This is a genomic window from Bradyrhizobium sp. WYCCWR15520 (assembly GCF_056174665.1).
The window spans coordinates 17,756-34,260 of record NZ_JBWBWM010000039.1 but is presented as its reverse complement, the minus strand read 5'-3'; the positions used below and the strand labels follow the sequence as shown (position 1 = coordinate 34,260).

The following is a 16,505-nucleotide window of genomic DNA, read 5'->3' as shown; positions in this document are numbered from 1 at the left end:
AGCCCAGAAAACGGGCTGAGCACTTACTGCGCGAATTCCTTGGGCGGCTGTCGAGCGCCCATCTTGATCTGAATCATCGTTCCGCTGCGTGACCGAGACGGCAGGCCGCAAACCCGGTGTCCGCCGTCAAGGATGGCGACGACACCTTCGCAGGCATCAGTCCGCGATGCCGATGGGTATCGCTTCCGCCTTCGCTCGTTGAGCTACGGCGGACAAGTCGCTCCACCCATCCTACGACTAGTCGGGGCGACGCACCAGATCGCTCCAGAGATTTCGTTAGCCTTCGCGTGTTCAACGAAAAGACGCGGCGCCTTGCAGCGCCGCGTTTTCGTTGGTCCATCGATAGGCGAGAACCGTCAGCCCGCCGCCTGCGCCGGCATGTCGCGCTGGCGCTTCATGACGATCTTGTTGAGCGCGCCGAGATAGGCCTTTGCGGAGGCGACCAGCGTATCCGGATCCGCGGCGCGTGCCGTCATCGAGCGGCCCTCATGCGAGAGCCGCACCGACACTTCAGCCTGCGCGTCGGTGCCTTCGGTGACGGCGTGGACCTGGTAGAGTTCCAGCTTGGCCTCGTGCGGCACCAGCGCCTTGATGCAGTTGAAGACGGCATCGACCGGGCCGTTGCCTTCGGCTTCCTCGATTTTGGTCTGGCCGTCGACGTCGAGTTTCATGGTGGCGCGCTGCGGACCGTGCGTGCCGGCAATGACCGTCAGCGAGGTCAGCTTGATGCGGTCGTGCGACGCCGCCATTTCCTCGTCGACCAGCGCCTCGATATCCTCGTCGTAGATGTCCTTCTTGCGGTCGGCCAGCGCCTTCATCCGCGCAAACGCGTCTTCCAGTTGGTTCGGGCCGAGCTTGTAGCCCATCTCTTCCAGCTTGTGCACGAACGCGTGACGGCCGGAATGCTTGCCCAGCACCAGCGAGGACTGCTTCAGGCCGACCATTTCGGGACGCATGATCTCGTAGGTGGAGGCGTCCTTCAGCACGCCGTCCTGATGAATGCCGCTCTCATGCGCGAAGGCGTTACGGCCGACGATCGCCTTGTTGTACTGCACCGGGAACGAGGTCGCCGCCGATACCAGCTTCGAGGCGCGCGTCAACTGCGTGGTGTCGATCTTGTTCCAGTACGGAAACTTGTCGTTGCGCACGTTGATCGCCATCACGATCTCTTCGAGCGCGGCGTTGCCGGCCCGCTCGCCGATGCCGTTGACAGTGCATTCGACCTGGCGCGCGCCGCCGGCGATGCCGGCCAGCGAGTTCGCTACCGCCATGCCGAGATCGTTATGGCAGTGGACGGAGAAGATCGCCTTGTCGGAGTTCGGCACGCGCTCGATCAGCGTGCGCATGAAGTGGGTGTATTCCTCCGGCACGGTATAGCCGACGGTGTCGGGGATGTTGACCGTGGTGGCGCCGGCCTTGATGACGGCCTCGACGATGCGGCAGAGGAAATCCATCTCGCTGCGGGTGCCGTCCTCCGCCGACCATTCGACGTCGTCGATCTGGTTGCGGGCGCGGGTGACATTGGCGATCGAGAGCTCCACCACCTGCTCCGGCGTCATGTTCAGCTTGACGCGCATGTGCAGCGGCGAAGTCGCGATCACGGTGTGAACGCGGCCGCGTTTTGCAAACTTCACCGCCTCGGCGCAGCGGTCGATGTCCTTCGGGTGGGCGCGCGACAGGCCAGCGATGACGGCGTTCTTGGAGCGGCGGGCGATCTCGCTGACCGCCTGGAAGTCCCCTTCCGAGGTGATCGGGAAGCCGGCCTCGATGACGTCGACGCCCATGTCGTCCAGCATCTCGGCGACTTCGAGCTTTTCCTCGTAGGTCATGGTCGCGCCCGGGCACTGCTCGCCGTCACGCAGCGTGGTGTCGAAAATGATGACGCGGTCCTTCTCGGACTTGTTGGCGGTGGTCATGGTTCTGTATTCCTTTGGATCTTGCGCCGGTTCAAGTGGCGCTGAAGGGTCTGGTGATCTCGCTCAAAACCCCTGAGTGCCCAGGCGCAAATGCCCAGACGGCCCTCAGGGGCCGATAAGAAGCAGAATCCCGCCAAGAAGCAGGGTGGGCGCGGACGCAGCCGGACGAGCGGGGGCAGCCTCGGCCGCTCCACCCAAAACTCCCGACTTTTCGCTGCGAATCAGCATTGCCAGACCCTTGTGGACGCCCAAATCTCGGCCAAAACCATTGACGGTTCGTTGCCGAGGCGGCGTTCCGGGGCTGTTCTAGACGAGAAATACGGCCGGCCGCAATGCCAAAAGATGGTCAGGATAGGTGACCTAACCACCGGGAAAATCGGCGGACCGGCCTGAGGACCGGGAAACACTTTCCGGCGTTAACCAGCCCATAGCTTAGGTGAACAGCCAATGGGCGTTGAGACCGAAATCAAGTTCCGTATGCCCAAGCGCAACCTCGGGTCCACACCCAGATTGGCGGTGCCCGGGTGCAAAATCGGCAAGCGCTCGGAGAGCGATCTCAAGTCGACCTATTTCGACACGCGGAAACACAAGCTGAAACGGCGCGGACTTCTGCTCCGGGTGAGGCAAGCGGACGGCAAGCACATACAAACGATCAAGAAGACGTCCGGCGCGCAGTTCGGCCGCGGCGAGTGGGAAACCGAGATAGCAGGCAACACCCCCGATCTCGACGAGGCAAACGGCACGCCGCTTCAGCGCTTGGCTTCGAAGAAGCTGCGCCGCAAGTTGAAGCCGATCTTCGAGACCTCGGTACATCGCATCACGATGCCGGTCCGCACCAAACGGAGCGAACTGGAACTTGCCATCGATCACGGCAGCATTGTCGCGTCCGGTCACATGAACCGCATCGAGGAGGTCGAGCTCGAACTGAAGAGCGGACCGACGAGCGACCTGTTTCGCGTCGCGAAGGCACTGGAGCGAAAGCTCGCAGCCGAGCTTTGTTTGAGAGCGAAGGCAGACCAGGGCTACGATCTTGTCGACGGCAAGCGCGCTCAAGCTGTTTTTGCCGAGCCAATCGAGCTTGGGAAGCGAATGACCGCCATCGAGGGTTTCCAGGTGATTGCCCGCTCCACCCTTCGCCATTTTTCCGGAAACGTCGACGCCGTCCGTCACCTTGATCCGGAAGGCGTGCATCAGATGCGCGTGGGCTTGCGCCGCTTGCGCGCCGCCATCTCGCTGTTTTCGAAGACATTGCCAGGCAAGAAAACCGAAGAAATCAAGATAGAACTCAGGTGGCTGACAAACGAACTCGCCCGCGCGCGCGAGCTGGACGTCTTCCTGGAGGAGAAGATTGGTCCTGTCGCCCGCGAAATAACACCGCGCCGGGGTGGCAAAGCCATCGCCAGGCAGTTTGCCGAGAAACGCACTGAGGCGCTCGGGCAGGCCAAGAGGGCCGTCGATTCGTCGCGATGCCGCGCGCTGCTCGTCGATGTGCTCGAATGGATCGAGACGCAGCGCGGACGGACGGACGCCGCAAATAGCGAACTTGGCGAATTCGCCGCAAAGCTCTTGGATCGGCGCATCAGGAAGGCACAAAAGGACGCGGGAAAGCTGCAAGAGATGACGGCACCCGAGCGGCACAAATTCCGGATCAGGATGAAGAAGATCAGGTACGCGGTAGAGTTCTTCGAAAGTCTTTTCCGCAGCAAACGCGACCGAAAGGCGCTCACGCGTCTAACGAAACATGCGAAAAAGATCCAGGATGCTTTGGGCTCGCTGAACGACTTCATTGCGGATCGAAAGATGGCGGCAGAGGCGGCGCTAAAAGCGCCGCCGCAAGACAGGCGCGCCCGCGCCTATGTTTCCGGCATCATCGTTGGCCGCGAGGATGAACAGGCAAGGCCGCTCATGCAAGCGGCTACGAACGAACTGCGCGCACTACGCCATCTTTCCGGGCCTGGCTGATACTGCCGTCATACACGCATCCAGGCTGCCGCCCCTCTGATCAACTCCGCCGCGCCCGCGACTTGGCGCGGAGGCTTGACGGCGAGCGGCCGTAGAGATCGGCGAACGCGGCGTTGAACCGGCGCAGGCTGCCGAAGCCCGCGCGGAAGGCGATCTCGGTCATCGTGTCGTCGGTGGTGTCGAGCAGCCGCTTCGCCCGCTGCACGCGGCGCGTGGTTGCGACCTGTTGCGGGCTTGCTCCGACGAACAGGCGGGCGAGGTGGCGCTGGGTGATCCCGAGCTTCTCCGCCAATGCAGCGACCGAGTGCTGATCCAGCGCGCCGCCGTCGATCAGTTTCAGTGCGCGCGCGACCGTCGAACGCGTGCCGTTCCAAGCCGGGCAGAACGGCGCGGTCTCCGGGCGGCAGCGCAGGCACGGCCGGTATCCCGCGGCCTCGGCGGCGGCTGCCGTCGGGTAATAGGTGACGTTGCGCGTCAAGGGGTGCTTCACGGGGCAGACCGGACGGCAATAGATCCGCGTAGTCCTCACCGCCGTGAAGAAACGGCCGTCATATCGAGCGTCGCGCCTCAGCCGCGCAGCATTACAGACGTCAAAGCTTAGCATTCACGAATTCTAGCGCACCGCGGGCGGAGAAAAAACGGGCACAGATGATGAGGTCCGATTCCGGCCAGCGGCAGCGGCCGGAGTGTCCTAGATCAACGGCGATGATTTCTCTCCACGGAAGGCAATAACATGGAAAATCCAGCAGCCAAGGACGTCGTTCTCAACGCATGGAAGACATTCTCGACGCGAGACGCCGGCCAGATCGCGTCCCTGTTCACGGCGGACGCCGAATGGATCGCCCCTCGCAACAACGCAACGGCTGTGGCGCTTGCGCATACCGATCACATGATCGGCCCCGACCAGATCGCGCGCTTCATCGCCTCGGAGATGCACCGCCTGTTCTCCGCGATCGACATCTCGTTCCGCGCTGTCCACACCGATGGTGACACAGTGATCATCGAGGAGCGGATGAAGGCGACACTTCCGGAAGGACGGCCATATGACAACGACTACTGTTTCATCTTTGTGGTCGAAGGCGGCCGCATCAAGCAGGTCCGCGAGTACATGGACACCCGAAAAGGTTGGCAGATGGTTTTCGGGGATGCCGCGGAGTGACGCACGGCGGCTTTCATAATCGCGACACGGGTCCGTGCGGGGTACGAACCGGATGAATGCCGTTCAGGTTCGCCGCGGAGCGGCCCCTGACACTGCGATATCCGTGACGCCGGTCGCATGAGCGCGGCATTCAAGAGGATCGAAGCGTAACCGCATTACCACACCGGCGAAGTTCCGCTCGCTTGTGTTCGTTAATGTGCAGACGAAGAGTGAAAGATAGCTTTGCCTTGTCCGGCGGCGCGGTGAATGCGGACTCGTCGAGGGGCCGGCGCGATTCCAAACCTCGAACGGGTCCGCCCACGCGGCTTACGCCTTACGGCAGCGACCCTCTCAGGCCACGGACACCGGTATCCAGGACGACTTGGCCATCTTTCTCGGGATTGGTGCGCGTGCTGGCCTCACTGCGTTCGGACGCAGCAATGACTCCGCGACCTTTCTCAGTCGATCCGAAAACTTGAACGACCATCGCTCCAAGCACAAGCAGTGCTACCAGAACCAGGCCACTCAGTGCCGGCGTTCGAAATAGATTGGACCCAAAGCGCATCATAACTGTACCCATGCGCATCGCCCACAGCCCGCTGCGACAGTATCGCAGAGTCGTTAGGCGACTTGGTGACGTAGCGGTGGCAATCCGGCGTTCATTCTCTGTGCATATCTGGACATCAATCGAGGCATCGCACAGCCAGGATGACACCGACCATCGCGACGTGATCGAGACGATCGAGCAAGCGGGAAGAAGCGCCCGACAGGGACGCGGTCGTGGCCTATGGAATCCGCGCCGCCATGCTGCACCCTGCCGAACCGCAAATATCAGCGAACGGCGCGCGCCCGCCGTTGCTACCCGACGCGAATGCGTTGCTCTATATTGGCCGCCGGTCCCCCCACGCGGACGTTGCGCATGCCGGATGGATGGGCTTGTGAGGCCGCGATACTTTTCCACGGACTGATTGTTTCGACGATGATGTTGATCCCGGCCAACGCGCTGTCGATTTGGCGCTGCACGTTGTTAACCTCGGACTTGAGGAACTCCTGCATTCTCTGCAGTTCGGAAACCAACCCCTGAAGTTCGTCTATCGAATTCGAGGTCAACCGTGCGACGGAAGAGCTGATGCGTTCGGCGCTGACCTCCAGCGAGCCAGCGGGTTTCAACTTCTCTTGCGTTTCCGATTTGCTGGGTTGTGTCGCCAAAGCCGGTTCCGCCGAAGGCGTTTTTTCGTCGGGTGCGGCAGATGTTGGGGTATCCATCAGCTTCTCCGTTGGTGCGGGTTTGTCGCGCGACCAATCCCGAACCCAATTGGTTAATAATTCGTTTACAACGCCCCTATTTGGTTAATATTTGTTTACGATGCTGTCCTGCCGCCTGGGTCCTTGGCTGCCGCCCCCTTGGCGAAGCTGGCCGATTTGTGGAGCCCGTAGGATGGTGGAGCGAAGCGAAACCCATCGCTCTCCCCCATCGGGATTGGGATGATGGGTTTCGCTTCGCCCTACCCCATCCTACTTCTTGGTTCCCTTTGCGCCCTTCTCTTCCGCCAGCAGCGCCTCACGCACTTTGGCGAATTCGCTGCGGTCGGCCTTGTCGACTTCAGGAAAATGCAGATCGAGCCTATCGAGCGCTGAGACGATCGCCGAGCCGATCACGACGCGGGCGAACCATTTGTGGTCGGCGGGGACGACAACCCATGGCGCCTCGCACGAGGCGGTGTGGTGGATCATGTCCTGGTAGGCGGCCTGGTATTTCGCCCACAGCGCGCGCTCGCCGATATCGGCCAGTGAGAACTTCCAGTTTTTGGCGGGATCTTCCAGGCGCTCGAGAAAGCGCTCGCGCTGCTCCTCCTTGGAGATGTTGAGGAAGAATTTCAGGATCACGGTGCCGTTGCGCGCGAGGTAGCGCTCCATCGCGGAAATGTCTTCGAAGCGCTCCTTCCAGATGTCCTTGGTGACGAGCCGCGGTGGGATCTTTTGCCTGGCGAGAATCTCCGGGTGCACGCGCACTACCAGGCATTCCTCGTAATAGGAGCGGTTGAAGATGCCGATCCGGCCGCGCTCGGGCAGCGCGATCATGCTGCGCCAGAGGAAATCGTGATCGAGCTCCCGGCTCGACGGCTGCTTGAACGACCAGACGTCGCAGCCCTGCGGGTTGACGCCTTCGAACACGCTCTTGATCGCGGAATCCTTGCCGGCGGCGTCCATGCCCTGGAAGATCAGCAGCAGCGACCAGCGGTCCTGCGCGTAAAGTTTTTCCTGGAAATCGTTCAGACGCTTGCGGTTGGCTTCAATGATCGTTGTCGCCCTCTCCTTGTCGAGACCGCCCTTCTCATTGGTCTTGTGCGATTTCAGGTGAAATTCGCCTGAGCCTTCGTAACGGAACGGGGCGACATAGGATTTCAGTTCATCCGCGAGCGATCGCGAGGATTTCTTGTTCATGTGGTCTTGGGCTTCTTCGGTTGCGTCTTCAATCGGTCGAGGATGCTACCAAGAATGCCCTTGGGCAGGAAGATGATGAAGACCACCAGCATCACGCCGTAGACGAGGTTGTCCCAGCCTACCGCGTTGGTCCCGAATTTGATGCGCAACACCTCCGCAAGCAGGATGGTGATGACGGCGCCGACTGTGGGCCCGAGCGAGACATAGAGCCCGCCGACGATGACGGCGAATACCATCTGCAGCGATACTGCGATGCCGCTGACGGTGTCGGGCGAGATGAACATCTGGTACTGGCAGTAGAGCGCGCCGGCGAGCGCGGTCATCAGCGCCGAGATCAGCGTGATCTTGAGTTTTTCGGCCGTTACGTTGACGCCGGCCGCGGCCGCGGCGTCCTCGTCTTCCGAGATCGCCTCCATGGCGTAGCGGCTCATGCTGCGGTCGACCCAGCGCCAGATCAGAAGGCCGAACACCCAGACCCCCAGCGCGATCAGATACCATGTCGTCTTGCTGTCAAACTGCAGCGCCACCAACCCGTGGCCGCTGGGGGCGCGGTTCGGCGTGTAGCCGAGCGAGCCGCCGGTGTGGTCGCGCGTGGCCGTGATGACCTGCAGCACGATGCCTGACAGCGCCAGCGTCACCAGCACGAAATAGTGCCCGGTGATGCGGAAGCGAAAACAGGGATAGGCGACGACGAGCGCCAGCACACCGGCTGCCACCATGCTGATGGGAATGCCGATCCATGGCGACAGGCCGAGATGGTTCCACAACAGCGCGGTGACATAGGCGCCGACGCCCATGAAGCCGCCGTGGCCGAGCGACACCAGCCCGAAGCGGCCCATGATCGACCACGCGGTATAGGCGAACGACCAGATCAAGATCAGCACGAGGATGTGCAGGTGATAGGGCTCGCGATAGACAAAGGGCAGCGCGACCAGCGCGACTAAACCGACGGCCCAGGCAGCATGACGGGAATTCACGAGCGCCTCGCCAAAAGGCCCGCGGGCCGGATGAACATCATGACGATGAAGAAGGCGAACGCCAGCACGTAGCCCCATTCGAGGTCGGAGAACAGGCCGCCCAGCGAAATGATCTGGGCGAACACGAAGGCCGCGAGGAAGCCGCCTACGAAATTGCCGAGGCCGCCGAGCACGCAGATCAGGAAGGTGATCGGCCCGAACGACAGCCCGACAAAGGGATGCACGTCATATTGCAGCACCAGCAGGCAGGCGGCGAGGCCGGCCAGCGCGCCGCCGAGCGCCGAGGTGATGAGATAGATGCGCTTGGTATCCACCCCCATCAGCGACATGATCTGGCGGTCCTGCGAAATGGCGCGGATCGCGGTGCCGGTATAGGTGCGCGTCATGAAGAAATAGACCGCCAGCATGCCCAGCAAGGCGGCGACGAAGGCGAGCAGCCGCGAATAGCTGAAATGCATGTCGCCGATCGCCAGCACCGGCAGGCGGATGCCGAGATTGCGGAAGTCGATGCCGAAGGCGACGGTGGCGAAGCTCTGCAGGATGAACAGCACGCCGCCGGTCGCAAGCAACTGGTTGATCGGCGGCGCTGTGAGCAGCGGCTCGATGACGATGTAATGCAGGAGCGCGCCGAGCGCAGCCACCAGCAGAATCGCGATCGGCGCCGCCACCCAGTACGGCAGGCCGAACACCTGCACCATGTAGTACATGCCGTACATGCCGATCATGACCAGCTCGGCGTAGCAGATCCAGGTGACGTCGATGACGCCGAAGATCAGGTTGAGCCCTAGCGCGAGCAGCGCCAGCACGCCGCCGAGCAGGATGCCGTTGACCACGGCTTCCAGCAGGTAGATGTCGAAGATGTCGAGAAAGCCTTGCATCGCTACACCCCGAGATATGCTTGCTTGATCGTATCGGTCGACAACATCTCTTCCGACGTGCCCGATGCTCTGATGGTGCCGGCCTCCAGCAGATAGGCGCGGTCGACCACCTTCAGCACCTGCTGCACGTTCTGCTCGACGATCAACACCGTGAGCCCGCTGGCGCGGATGCGTTTGACCAGTTCGAATACCTGCTGCACCACGACCGGGGCGAGGCCCGCCGAGGGCTCGTCGAGCAGCAATAATTTCGGGTCCGACATCAGCGCGCGGCCGATCGCGCACATCTGCTGTTCGCCGCCCGACAGGGTGCCGGCCATCTGGCTGCGCCGCTCCTTCATGCGCGGAAACAGATTGAACACGAATTCCAGCCGCTCGGCATATTTGGCGCGCGCGCCCGGCATGTAGGCGCCCATCTTCAGATTGTCGTCGACGGTGAGCCGCGGAAATAGCCGGCGATTTTCCGGCACATGGGCGATGCCGAGATCGACGATGCGATGCGAAGGCGTCGCCAGCACGTCGTGGCCTTCCATCGAGATCGCGCCCCTGGTCGGCCGGATCAGGCCGGAGATCACGCGCATCAGCGTGGTCTTGCCGGCGCCGTTGGGGCCGATGACGCCGACCGCCTCCCCTGCCCTGACGTCGAGATTGATGCCGAACAATGCCTGGAAGGTGCCGTAACCCGCATCGAGCGATTTCAGTTCGAGCATCCGCTAGACTCCCGCCTTCCGGCGCGCTTCCGCCGCCGCAGCCTGGCTCGAATCCGCATCGGTGCCGAGATAGACCTCGATCACGCGCGGATCGCTCGCCACCGCGCTCGGCAGGCCTTCCGAAATCTTCTCGCCGTGATCGAGCACCATCACGCGATCGACCACCCGCATCAACACGCCCATGATGTGCTCGACCCAGATGATGGTGATGCCGAGCTCGTCGCGAATCTTGCGCAGCATGTCGGCGGCCTGATCCATCTCGTGCTCGTCGAGCCCGCCGAGGCTTTCGTCGGCGAGCAGCAGTTTCGGCCCGGTGGCGAGCGCTTTCGCGAGTTCGAGCTTCTTCAAGCCAGCGGCACCCAAGCCATCGACGCTGGCGTGGCGGTCGGTCGACAGGCCGACCATGGCAAGCGCGCGCTCGGCGGCTTCATCCGCCTTGGTGCGGCTGTGGCGGCCCTGGCCGTAATAGCCCGCCAACGCGACGTTCTCGAAGATGCTGAGCCGGTGAAACGGCCGCGGGATCTGGAAGGTGCGGCCGATGCCGCCATTGATGATGCGATGCGGGGCGTGACCCGCGATCTCCGCGCCGTTGAACAGGATCGATCCCGCCGTCGGGATCAGCGTGCCCGACAGCATGTTGAAGATCGTGCTCTTGCCGGAGCCGTTCGGGCCGATCAGGCCGAGAATCTCGCCTTGCTCGACCCGGAACGACACGTTGTTAACAGCGGTGAAGCCACCAAAACGCTTCACCAACCCTTCTACCGTCAGCACGCCGGATTCTCCGTCCGCTTATTGGTTGCTGAACGTGGTTCCCTTCGGCAGCGGCAGCACGGCCTCGCGCTGCGCCTGGCTCTTGGGCCACACCACATACGACTTGTCGTCGACATACTGGATGACCACCGGGAACGAGCGTTCGTTCTGGCCGGCCATCTGGGTGCCCTCGCCGTGGAACTTGACGCCGAAGCCCAACATGGTGCCTCCCTCCGGGATATCGGTCTCGAGCGCCGCCTTGCGCAGCGCATCGGGATCGACGCCGCCATATTTCTTGATGGCGCGCGGCAGCACCTCGGTCAGAAACAAATAGGTGTTGGAGGCCGCCATGCCGACATGGGCGGAGCGGATAGCAACCCCAGGCTTGGCTTTGTCGAACTCCTCACCGACCATCTTGATGACCGGCGGCAGTTTCGGATCCATGCTCTTCTGGTTGGCGAGCCAGATCGAGATCGGATCGGTGTTGAAGACGTAATTGACGTCGCCGCCCAGTCCTTCCTTCAGCTTCTCATAGACGCCATAGCCAGCGCCGTGACCGACGAGCGCGGCGAATTTCAATCCCTGCTCGCGCGCCTGCCGCCCGAACAAGGTGATGTCGGGGTTATAGCCGGTGTGGAAGATCACGTCGGGCCGCGCGCGCTTCAGTTTCGTCACCAGTGCCGAGAGATCGGGCGCCGTAGCCGAATAGCCTTCCTTCAGCACGATGTTGAAGCCGGCCTTCTTGGCGCCTGCCTCGTTGCCCTTGGAGACGTCGACGCCATAGGCGCCGTCTTCGTGAATAATAGCGACGCGCAGGTCCTTCGGTTCCTTGCCGAGCTTTTCCTTGGAGTTCTGCGCGATGAAATCCATCGTCATCATGCCGAACTGATCGCCGGAAGCCTGCGGACGGAACACGTATTTGAAGTTCTTGTCGGCCAGCACCGCGGACGAGATGCAGGTGGTGATCCACATGAAATTCTTGAGCTGCTCGACGCGCGCGGCCACCGGCACGCATTGCGCCGAGGAGAAAAAGCCGAGCAGCATGTTGACCTTTTCCTGCTCGATCAGCCGCACCGCCTCGTTGATGGCGACATCAGGCTTGCTCTGGGCGTCGGCGTAAACGGCTTCGACCTTGTAACCCTCGACGCCGGTCTTGGCGTACTGGTCGAGCATGATCTTGGCGCCGATATATTGCAGCTCCGATCCGCCACCCGCGAGCGGGCCGGTCAGGTCGTAAATCACGCCGATCTTGATTTTCTTTTCCTGGGCCTCGGTGGAAACCGCCATCCCAAGCACCGCGATTGCGGCGGACAGCCCAACGAGAAGGCGTGCAGCTTTGCGCCCCGGCATCAAAACCTCCCTCTATCGATGGTGCAATGCACCTTTTGTTTTTTATCGTTTTTGTTTTTGTCGTTGTTATTCTCATCACACGGGCAGCGCCGTGCGATGTCAAGTCGAATAACCGGGGCCACACTGTCGCGGGCGCCTCCGGCAGCGAAAAGCAGCATCTCCCGTCCAGACGATGCACGCGTGCTCCTCGCAAACATCGGATGTTAAACATCGGATGTTTGCGTAGCATAGCAGGCGCGTGTTAGGCAATCGCGAATTCCCGTGAGGTCAGGAGCAGAAGAGGTGGCCAGGCCAAGGACCGCCGACAGGCGCATCAAGCCAAGGCGTATTCGCAGCGTGTTGACGACGCTCGGCCGCGAAATCGCGCAGGATCTCATTCCGGTCGGCACCGCTCTGCCGCCCGAACCCGATCTCGAAGCCCGCTTCGGCGTCGGGCGCGGCGTGGTGCGTGAAGCCGTCAAAACGCTCGCCGCCAAGGGAATGGTCAGCGTCCGTCCGCGCCACGGCACCCATGTGCTGCCGCGCGCCGAATGGAGCCTGCTCGACCGCGACGTGTTGAGCTGGCTGGTCGGCCAGAAGGAGCCGGACCGCGATCTCCTGCTCGCCATCCAGGAAGTCCGCTCGATCATCGAGCCGGCGGCCGCGGCGCTCGCCGCCGAGCGCGCCACCAGGAACGACCGCTGGCGGATCAATACGGCGTTGGCTGCAATGGAAACCGCGCAGGACGAGACGAGCGCGATTGCCGCAGACAAGGCGTTTCATCTTGCCATCCTCGACGCCACGCATAACCCGGTGCTGCAGGGCTTTCGCGGCGCGATCGACACCATCCTGAACACGGTCTTCGACGTCGCGGTCGGCAGCGTCGGCTGGTTCAAGGACAACCTGCCCAACCATGCCGCCGCCGCCCGCGCAATCGAGGACGGCGACGCCGAGAAGGCGCGGATCGCGATGGAACGGGTGCTTGATTATACGAAGCTGAAACTGTCGAACCGGAAGACCGCGATCGCCGCCGCCGAGCGCCGATTGGCCGGCACGTCAGCAAAACGGGCTGTCGTCAAGAAGCCAAGTGCCAAGAGAAAGAAATAGCGCGATCGTGCACGCCCCGAGAGCGCCGAAGTCACGCCGCGAACTGCGCTTCAAGAAAGGCGGTGACAAAGCGCGGCATGGCGGAGGTAAGATCGCGCGTGCCGCGCACGAGGTGGATGGCGGATAGCTCGGGTTGGTCCTGCGCGGCAAGATTGCGCTCGATCCGCTCGCGCAAGTTCTCACCCGGCATGTCGACGCGCAGCAGGCGGATCATCGCCAACGCCGGCCCGGTGTAGACGCAATGCCAGTGCGGCTCGCTGTCGTATTCGCCGGGAGCGAGCCCGGTCTCTTCCTCCAGCTCGCGCACGACGCTGCCGGAAATATCCACCGCGCCGTCCCTGATGTCGCCGAGATCGGGCGTGCCTGACGGAAAATAGATGCGTCCGGCATTGGAGGTGTGCTGACCCATCTCGCCGAGCACAAAGGCGCCGTCGGCGCAGCGCAGCGCGCCCATGCCGAAACCGTTGAAGACGGACGGATCGGGAAAGCCCCAGTCGCGCCATGCCAGAAAGCTTGCGAAATCGGTTTCGAAATAGCTGGCACTGAGCCGGCCGTCCGAGAACACCGGGTTGCGGCCAAGCAGCACGCGGCCGTTCCACATCGCCGGCTTTTCGCGCTGCTTGTCGGCGAAATGTGCTGAAATCTCCGCGCGCCGCGCTTCGGCGAACGGCCATGTCCACGCCTCGACGGCAAGATCGAGCGCGCGGACGCGATGAATGACTGGAGGCTTGGTGTCACTCATCGCCTGACTTCGCCTGATACCACGCCGAACCTATCCGGACTTCACTTGGCGTTCGTGCCCGAGGTCTTCTTGACCTGCTCGACATATTTGTTGGTGTAGGTCTTGGTCACGTCGATATTGGCCTTGGCGACCTCAGGCGACCCCTCGCTGAACACCGCGAGCACCGCATCCGCGCCCTTGGGATCCATCTTGCCGGTCAGCGAATACATCGGGATCGTATTCTTCAGCGCCGCCAGATAAAGCTCCTTGTTCTTGCCGACGATTTCGTCGGGCATCTTCGCCATGATCTCTTCCGGCGAATGCGAGTGAATCCAGTCGAGCGTGTTGACGATCGCCGTGGTCAGCGCCTGCACTTCCTTCTCGTGCGACTTGATCCACGCCGTGGTCGTATAGAGTGCGCCGCCGGGATATTCCCCGCCGAACACGGCGAGCGTGTCCTTCTCGCTGCGGGTATCGGCCAGTATCTTCAAATCGGGATAGCTGCCCTGCAAAACGGTGACGGACGGATCGAGCATCACGGCCGCCTCGATCTGGCCCTGCTGCATCGCCGCCACGGCAGTTGCGCCGAGGCCGACGCCGATCACCGCGGCGCTGGTCGGGTCGAGGCCGTTCTTCTTGAGGAGATATTTCAGGAAGAAATCGGTCGAGGAGCCCGGCGCGCTGACGCCGACCTTCTTGCCGGCCAGATCCTTGATCGATTTGATGTCATTGCTGTGCTTGGGCGACACCACGAGCACCAGTCCGGGATAGCGGTCATAGATCACGAAGGACTGCAATTCCTGCTTCTTGGCGGCCAGATTGACGCAGTGGTCGAAATAGCCCGACACCACGTCGGCGCTGCCGCCAAGCACCGCTTTCAGCGCGTCCGAGCCGCCCTTGAGGTCGACCAGTTCGACCGCCAGTCCCGCCTTTTCATATTCGCCGAGTTGCTTGGCGAGCACCGTCGGCAGGTAGCACAGGCAGGAGCCGCCCCCGATCGCGACCGTGACCTTGCTTTGCGCTGCGGCAAGCCCGGTCGTGAGTGTCAGCGCGAGCAGCGAAGCGGCCAGCCGGCCGAGCAGTTTCTTCATGATTTCCTCCATTCGTTGCGCGGCAAGATAAAGCAGCGGGCGGGCCTTGAGAAGGTGACTTTCCGGCCGCTGGTCAGGCACGGGGCGCCGGATTAGCATCCGCCCCACAACAACGGCAACAGGGGAGGACTATCCAATGAACCGCATGGCCACCGTATTATCGCTCGCCGCCGCCTTCGCCGCCGGCTGCAGCGTCACCCATCTGCTGCGTCCGGCAATCGCCGCCGAGAACATCACCGCGCAGGTCATCCACACCGGCGAACTCGAAGGCGACGCGCTCGGCATGCCCTCGGGTACCGGCATGCGCTCAAAACTGTTCGTTGCCGCCGACGGCATGACGATCTCGATCCAGGACGGCAATGTCGGCAAGCACATGCATCCCAACACCAACGAGATCCAGTACATCCTGGATGGCACCGGCACGATCTGGCTGGGTGATAAGGAAGTGCGGGTGAAGCCGGGCGACCTCGTGGTGATACCCAAGGGCACCGCGCATGGCGGCACCAAGCCCGACGGGCGTACGCTGAAAGCGATCGCGATCAAGACGCCGCCGCAGGCGCCGGATGATACGAAGATGTTGAATTGAGGGCTGCGGGCTCTCCGCCGTCATTGCGAGCGAAGAATCGTAGGGTGGGCAAAAGGCGCTCTTCGCGCCGTGCCCACCATCCATCCGCATCGCAGCCTCGATGGTGGGCACGCTACGCTTTGCCCACCCTACGATTCCCGTGCAGTGGAGGATCGCGTGCCAACAGGGAAAACATACAAGTCCTTTCAGTACAGGAACAACCTGGTCTGGGACACCGCTCGCCGCGGCCGAACGTCCGCACCCGGCAAACCCGACATCGAGATCGGCAGTCCTCCTGAATTCAAGGGAGAGGCGGGCGTCTGGGCTCCCGAAGAAATGCTGGTCGCCGCGCTGAATGCTTGCATGATGCTGACGTTTGTATCGTTCGCCCAAAGCAAGAAGCTGGCGTTTGTGGCCTATGAGAGCGCCGCGGAAGGCTTGCTGGAAAACGTCGACGGCAAATATCGGATTATCGAAGTCAACGTTCGGCCAATCGTGGTCTTGAGCAGCGAGGCCGACATCGCGGCCGCCCGAACGATCATGACCGAGGTGAAGGCAAACTGCTTCATTTCCAACTCGATCACCGCTGACGTGAAATTGGATCCGCAATTTCGAATGGCATCCGATGTCGTCACCTAGTGTGGCCTTGTAGGGCCGTAGGGTGGGCAAAGGCGCGTCGCGCTGTGCCCACGATCCATCTGCATCGCAGTCTCCGATGGTGGGCACGCCTCCTACGATTTTGAATTCATGTAACAACCACGGCTTCCAACATATGGAAGACGTGGATATCTGAACCCGTAGATTGGTGCTCGGCTCGCAACCTTCGTTCCCACTGAACGTTAAAACATTGGCTATCGGTAACTAAATCAGGGTGCGGGCACCTCGGCATCGTTGGCTTCCGCAACTATTCCACTATTGT

15 protein-coding genes and 2 pseudogenes are annotated in these 16,505 nt (G+C 62.1%); 6 read left to right on the top strand and 11 right to left on the bottom strand.

What is annotated here, in order from left to right:
• Positions 1 to 356 precede the first annotated feature (356 nt).
• A complete protein-coding gene (locus AC0QUY_RS33620; protein ID WP_475390309.1) occupies positions 357 to 1,916 on the bottom strand; it encodes a 2-isopropylmalate synthase in 1,560 nt (519 codons plus the stop codon).
• 447 nt (positions 1,917 to 2,363) lie between these two features.
• On the opposite strand from AC0QUY_RS33620, the pseudogene AC0QUY_RS33615 reads away from it, so the two are divergent.
• A pseudogene (locus tag AC0QUY_RS33615) lies at positions 2,364 to 2,831 on the top strand (CYTH domain-containing protein); the annotation flags it as partial.
• 174 nt (positions 2,832 to 3,005) lie between these two features.
• Positions 3,006 to 3,878 carry a CHAD domain-containing protein gene (locus AC0QUY_RS33610; protein WP_475390334.1) on the top strand — a complete coding sequence of 291 codons (873 nt, stop codon included), beginning with the start codon at positions 3,006 to 3,008 and terminating at the stop codon, positions 3,876 to 3,878.
• Positions 3,879 to 3,918: 40 nt separating this feature from the next.
• On the opposite strand, the gene AC0QUY_RS33605 is transcribed toward AC0QUY_RS33610, so the two are convergent.
• Positions 3,919 to 4,482: a bifunctional transcriptional activator/DNA repair enzyme AdaA gene (locus AC0QUY_RS33605; protein WP_475390308.1), complete on the bottom strand. Its 564-nt coding sequence runs from the start codon at positions 4,480 to 4,482 to the stop codon at positions 3,919 to 3,921.
• 129 nt (positions 4,483 to 4,611) lie between these two features.
• On the opposite strand from AC0QUY_RS33605, the gene AC0QUY_RS33600 reads away from it, so the two are divergent.
• Positions 4,612 to 5,037, top strand: coding sequence for a nuclear transport factor 2 family protein (locus tag AC0QUY_RS33600; protein WP_475390307.1), 426 nt, complete (start codon positions 4,612 to 4,614; stop codon positions 5,035 to 5,037).
• A gap of 837 nt (positions 5,038 to 5,874) precedes the next feature.
• Here the strand turns inward: AC0QUY_RS33600 and AC0QUY_RS33595 are convergent.
• From AC0QUY_RS33595 to AC0QUY_RS33565, 7 genes and pseudogenes are all read right to left on the bottom strand, one after another.
• Positions 5,875 to 6,282, bottom strand: coding sequence for a hypothetical protein (locus tag AC0QUY_RS33595; protein ID WP_475390306.1), 408 nt, complete (start codon positions 6,280 to 6,282; stop codon positions 5,875 to 5,877).
• 249 nt (positions 6,283 to 6,531) lie between these two features.
• Positions 6,532 to 7,461: a polyphosphate kinase 2 family protein gene (locus AC0QUY_RS33590; RefSeq protein ID WP_475390305.1), complete on the bottom strand. Its 930-nt coding sequence runs from the start codon at positions 7,459 to 7,461 to the stop codon at positions 6,532 to 6,534.
• Positions 7,427 to 8,438 (bottom strand): annotated as a pseudogene (locus tag AC0QUY_RS33585) (branched-chain amino acid ABC transporter permease). The gene AC0QUY_RS33590 and the pseudogene AC0QUY_RS33585 overlap by 35 nt, the downstream one beginning before the upstream one ends.
• A complete protein-coding gene (locus AC0QUY_RS33580) occupies positions 8,435 to 9,316 on the bottom strand; it encodes a branched-chain amino acid ABC transporter permease (RefSeq protein ID WP_057837854.1) in 882 nt (293 codons plus the stop codon). The pseudogene AC0QUY_RS33585 and the gene AC0QUY_RS33580 overlap by 4 nt, the downstream one beginning before the upstream one ends.
• A gap of 2 nt (positions 9,317 to 9,318) precedes the next feature.
• Entirely contained in the window at positions 9,319 to 10,023 is a 705-nt protein-coding gene (locus AC0QUY_RS33575) for an ABC transporter ATP-binding protein (RefSeq protein ID WP_475390304.1), read from the bottom strand.
• Between the two features lie 3 nt (positions 10,024 to 10,026).
• Positions 10,027 to 10,794: an ABC transporter ATP-binding protein gene (locus AC0QUY_RS33570; RefSeq protein ID WP_475390303.1), complete on the bottom strand. Its 768-nt coding sequence runs from the start codon at positions 10,792 to 10,794 to the stop codon at positions 10,027 to 10,029.
• A gap of 18 nt (positions 10,795 to 10,812) precedes the next feature.
• Positions 10,813 to 12,123, bottom strand: coding sequence for an ABC transporter substrate-binding protein (locus AC0QUY_RS33565; RefSeq protein WP_161849364.1), 1,311 nt, complete (start codon positions 12,121 to 12,123; stop codon positions 10,813 to 10,815).
• A gap of 282 nt (positions 12,124 to 12,405) precedes the next feature.
• On the opposite strand from AC0QUY_RS33565, the gene AC0QUY_RS33560 reads away from it, so the two are divergent.
• Positions 12,406 to 13,209 (top strand): FadR/GntR family transcriptional regulator, encoded by an 804-nt coding sequence (locus AC0QUY_RS33560; RefSeq protein WP_475390302.1) that lies wholly within the window; start codon positions 12,406 to 12,408, stop codon positions 13,207 to 13,209.
• Positions 13,210 to 13,240: 31 nt separating this feature from the next.
• Here AC0QUY_RS33560 and AC0QUY_RS33555 read toward each other — a convergent pair whose 3' ends face one another.
• The gene (locus AC0QUY_RS33555; protein ID WP_475390301.1) at positions 13,241 to 13,951 is read right to left on the bottom strand and encodes an NUDIX hydrolase; all 711 of its coding nucleotides are present in this window, start codon (positions 13,949 to 13,951) and stop codon (positions 13,241 to 13,243) included.
• 41 nt (positions 13,952 to 13,992) lie between these two features.
• Entirely contained in the window at positions 13,993 to 15,021 is a 1,029-nt protein-coding gene (locus tag AC0QUY_RS33550; protein ID WP_475390300.1) for an ABC transporter substrate-binding protein, read from the bottom strand.
• A 136-nt stretch (positions 15,022 to 15,157) separates the two neighbouring features.
• Between AC0QUY_RS33550 and AC0QUY_RS33545 the strand changes: the two genes are divergently transcribed.
• Entirely contained in the window at positions 15,158 to 15,607 is a 450-nt protein-coding gene (locus AC0QUY_RS33545; RefSeq protein ID WP_475390299.1) for a cupin domain-containing protein, read from the top strand.
• A 144-nt stretch (positions 15,608 to 15,751) separates the two neighbouring features.
• Positions 15,752 to 16,225 carry an OsmC family protein gene (locus tag AC0QUY_RS33540; RefSeq protein ID WP_475390298.1) on the top strand — a complete coding sequence of 158 codons (474 nt, stop codon included), beginning with the start codon at positions 15,752 to 15,754 and terminating at the stop codon, positions 16,223 to 16,225.
• The last annotated feature ends 280 nt before the right edge of the window (positions 16,226 to 16,505 follow it).

Bases quoted from the DNA above. Each gene is read 5' to 3' on its own strand.
- AC0QUY_RS33555 (WP_475390301.1), bottom strand. From the start codon at position 13,951: ATGAGTGACACCAAGCCTCCAGTCATTCATCGCGTCCGCGCGCTCGAT.
- AC0QUY_RS33610 (WP_475390334.1), top strand. From the start codon at position 3,006: ATGACCGCCATCGAGGGTTTCCAGGTGATTGCCCGCTCCACCCTTCGC.
- AC0QUY_RS33600 (WP_475390307.1), top strand. From the start codon at position 4,612: ATGGAAAATCCAGCAGCCAAGGACGTCGTTCTCAACGCATGGAAGACA.
- AC0QUY_RS33620 (WP_475390309.1), bottom strand. From the start codon at position 1,916: ATGACCACCGCCAACAAGTCCGAGAAGGACCGCGTCATCATTTTCGAC.
- AC0QUY_RS33580 (WP_057837854.1), bottom strand. From the start codon at position 9,316: ATGCAAGGCTTTCTCGACATCTTCGACATCTACCTGCTGGAAGCCGTG.
- AC0QUY_RS33565 (WP_161849364.1), bottom strand. From the start codon at position 12,123: ATGCCGGGGCGCAAAGCTGCACGCCTTCTCGTTGGGCTGTCCGCCGCA.
- AC0QUY_RS33605 (WP_475390308.1), bottom strand. From the start codon at position 4,482: ATGCTAAGCTTTGACGTCTGTAATGCTGCGCGGCTGAGGCGCGACGCT.
- AC0QUY_RS33545 (WP_475390299.1), top strand. From the start codon at position 15,158: ATGAACCGCATGGCCACCGTATTATCGCTCGCCGCCGCCTTCGCCGCC.
- AC0QUY_RS33590 (WP_475390305.1), bottom strand. From the start codon at position 7,461: ATGAACAAGAAATCCTCGCGATCGCTCGCGGATGAACTGAAATCCTAT.
- AC0QUY_RS33550 (WP_475390300.1), bottom strand. From the start codon at position 15,021: ATGAAGAAACTGCTCGGCCGGCTGGCCGCTTCGCTGCTCGCGCTGACA.
- AC0QUY_RS33595 (WP_475390306.1), bottom strand. From the start codon at position 6,282: ATGGATACCCCAACATCTGCCGCACCCGACGAAAAAACGCCTTCGGCG.
- AC0QUY_RS33575 (WP_475390304.1), bottom strand. From the start codon at position 10,023: ATGCTCGAACTGAAATCGCTCGATGCGGGTTACGGCACCTTCCAGGCA.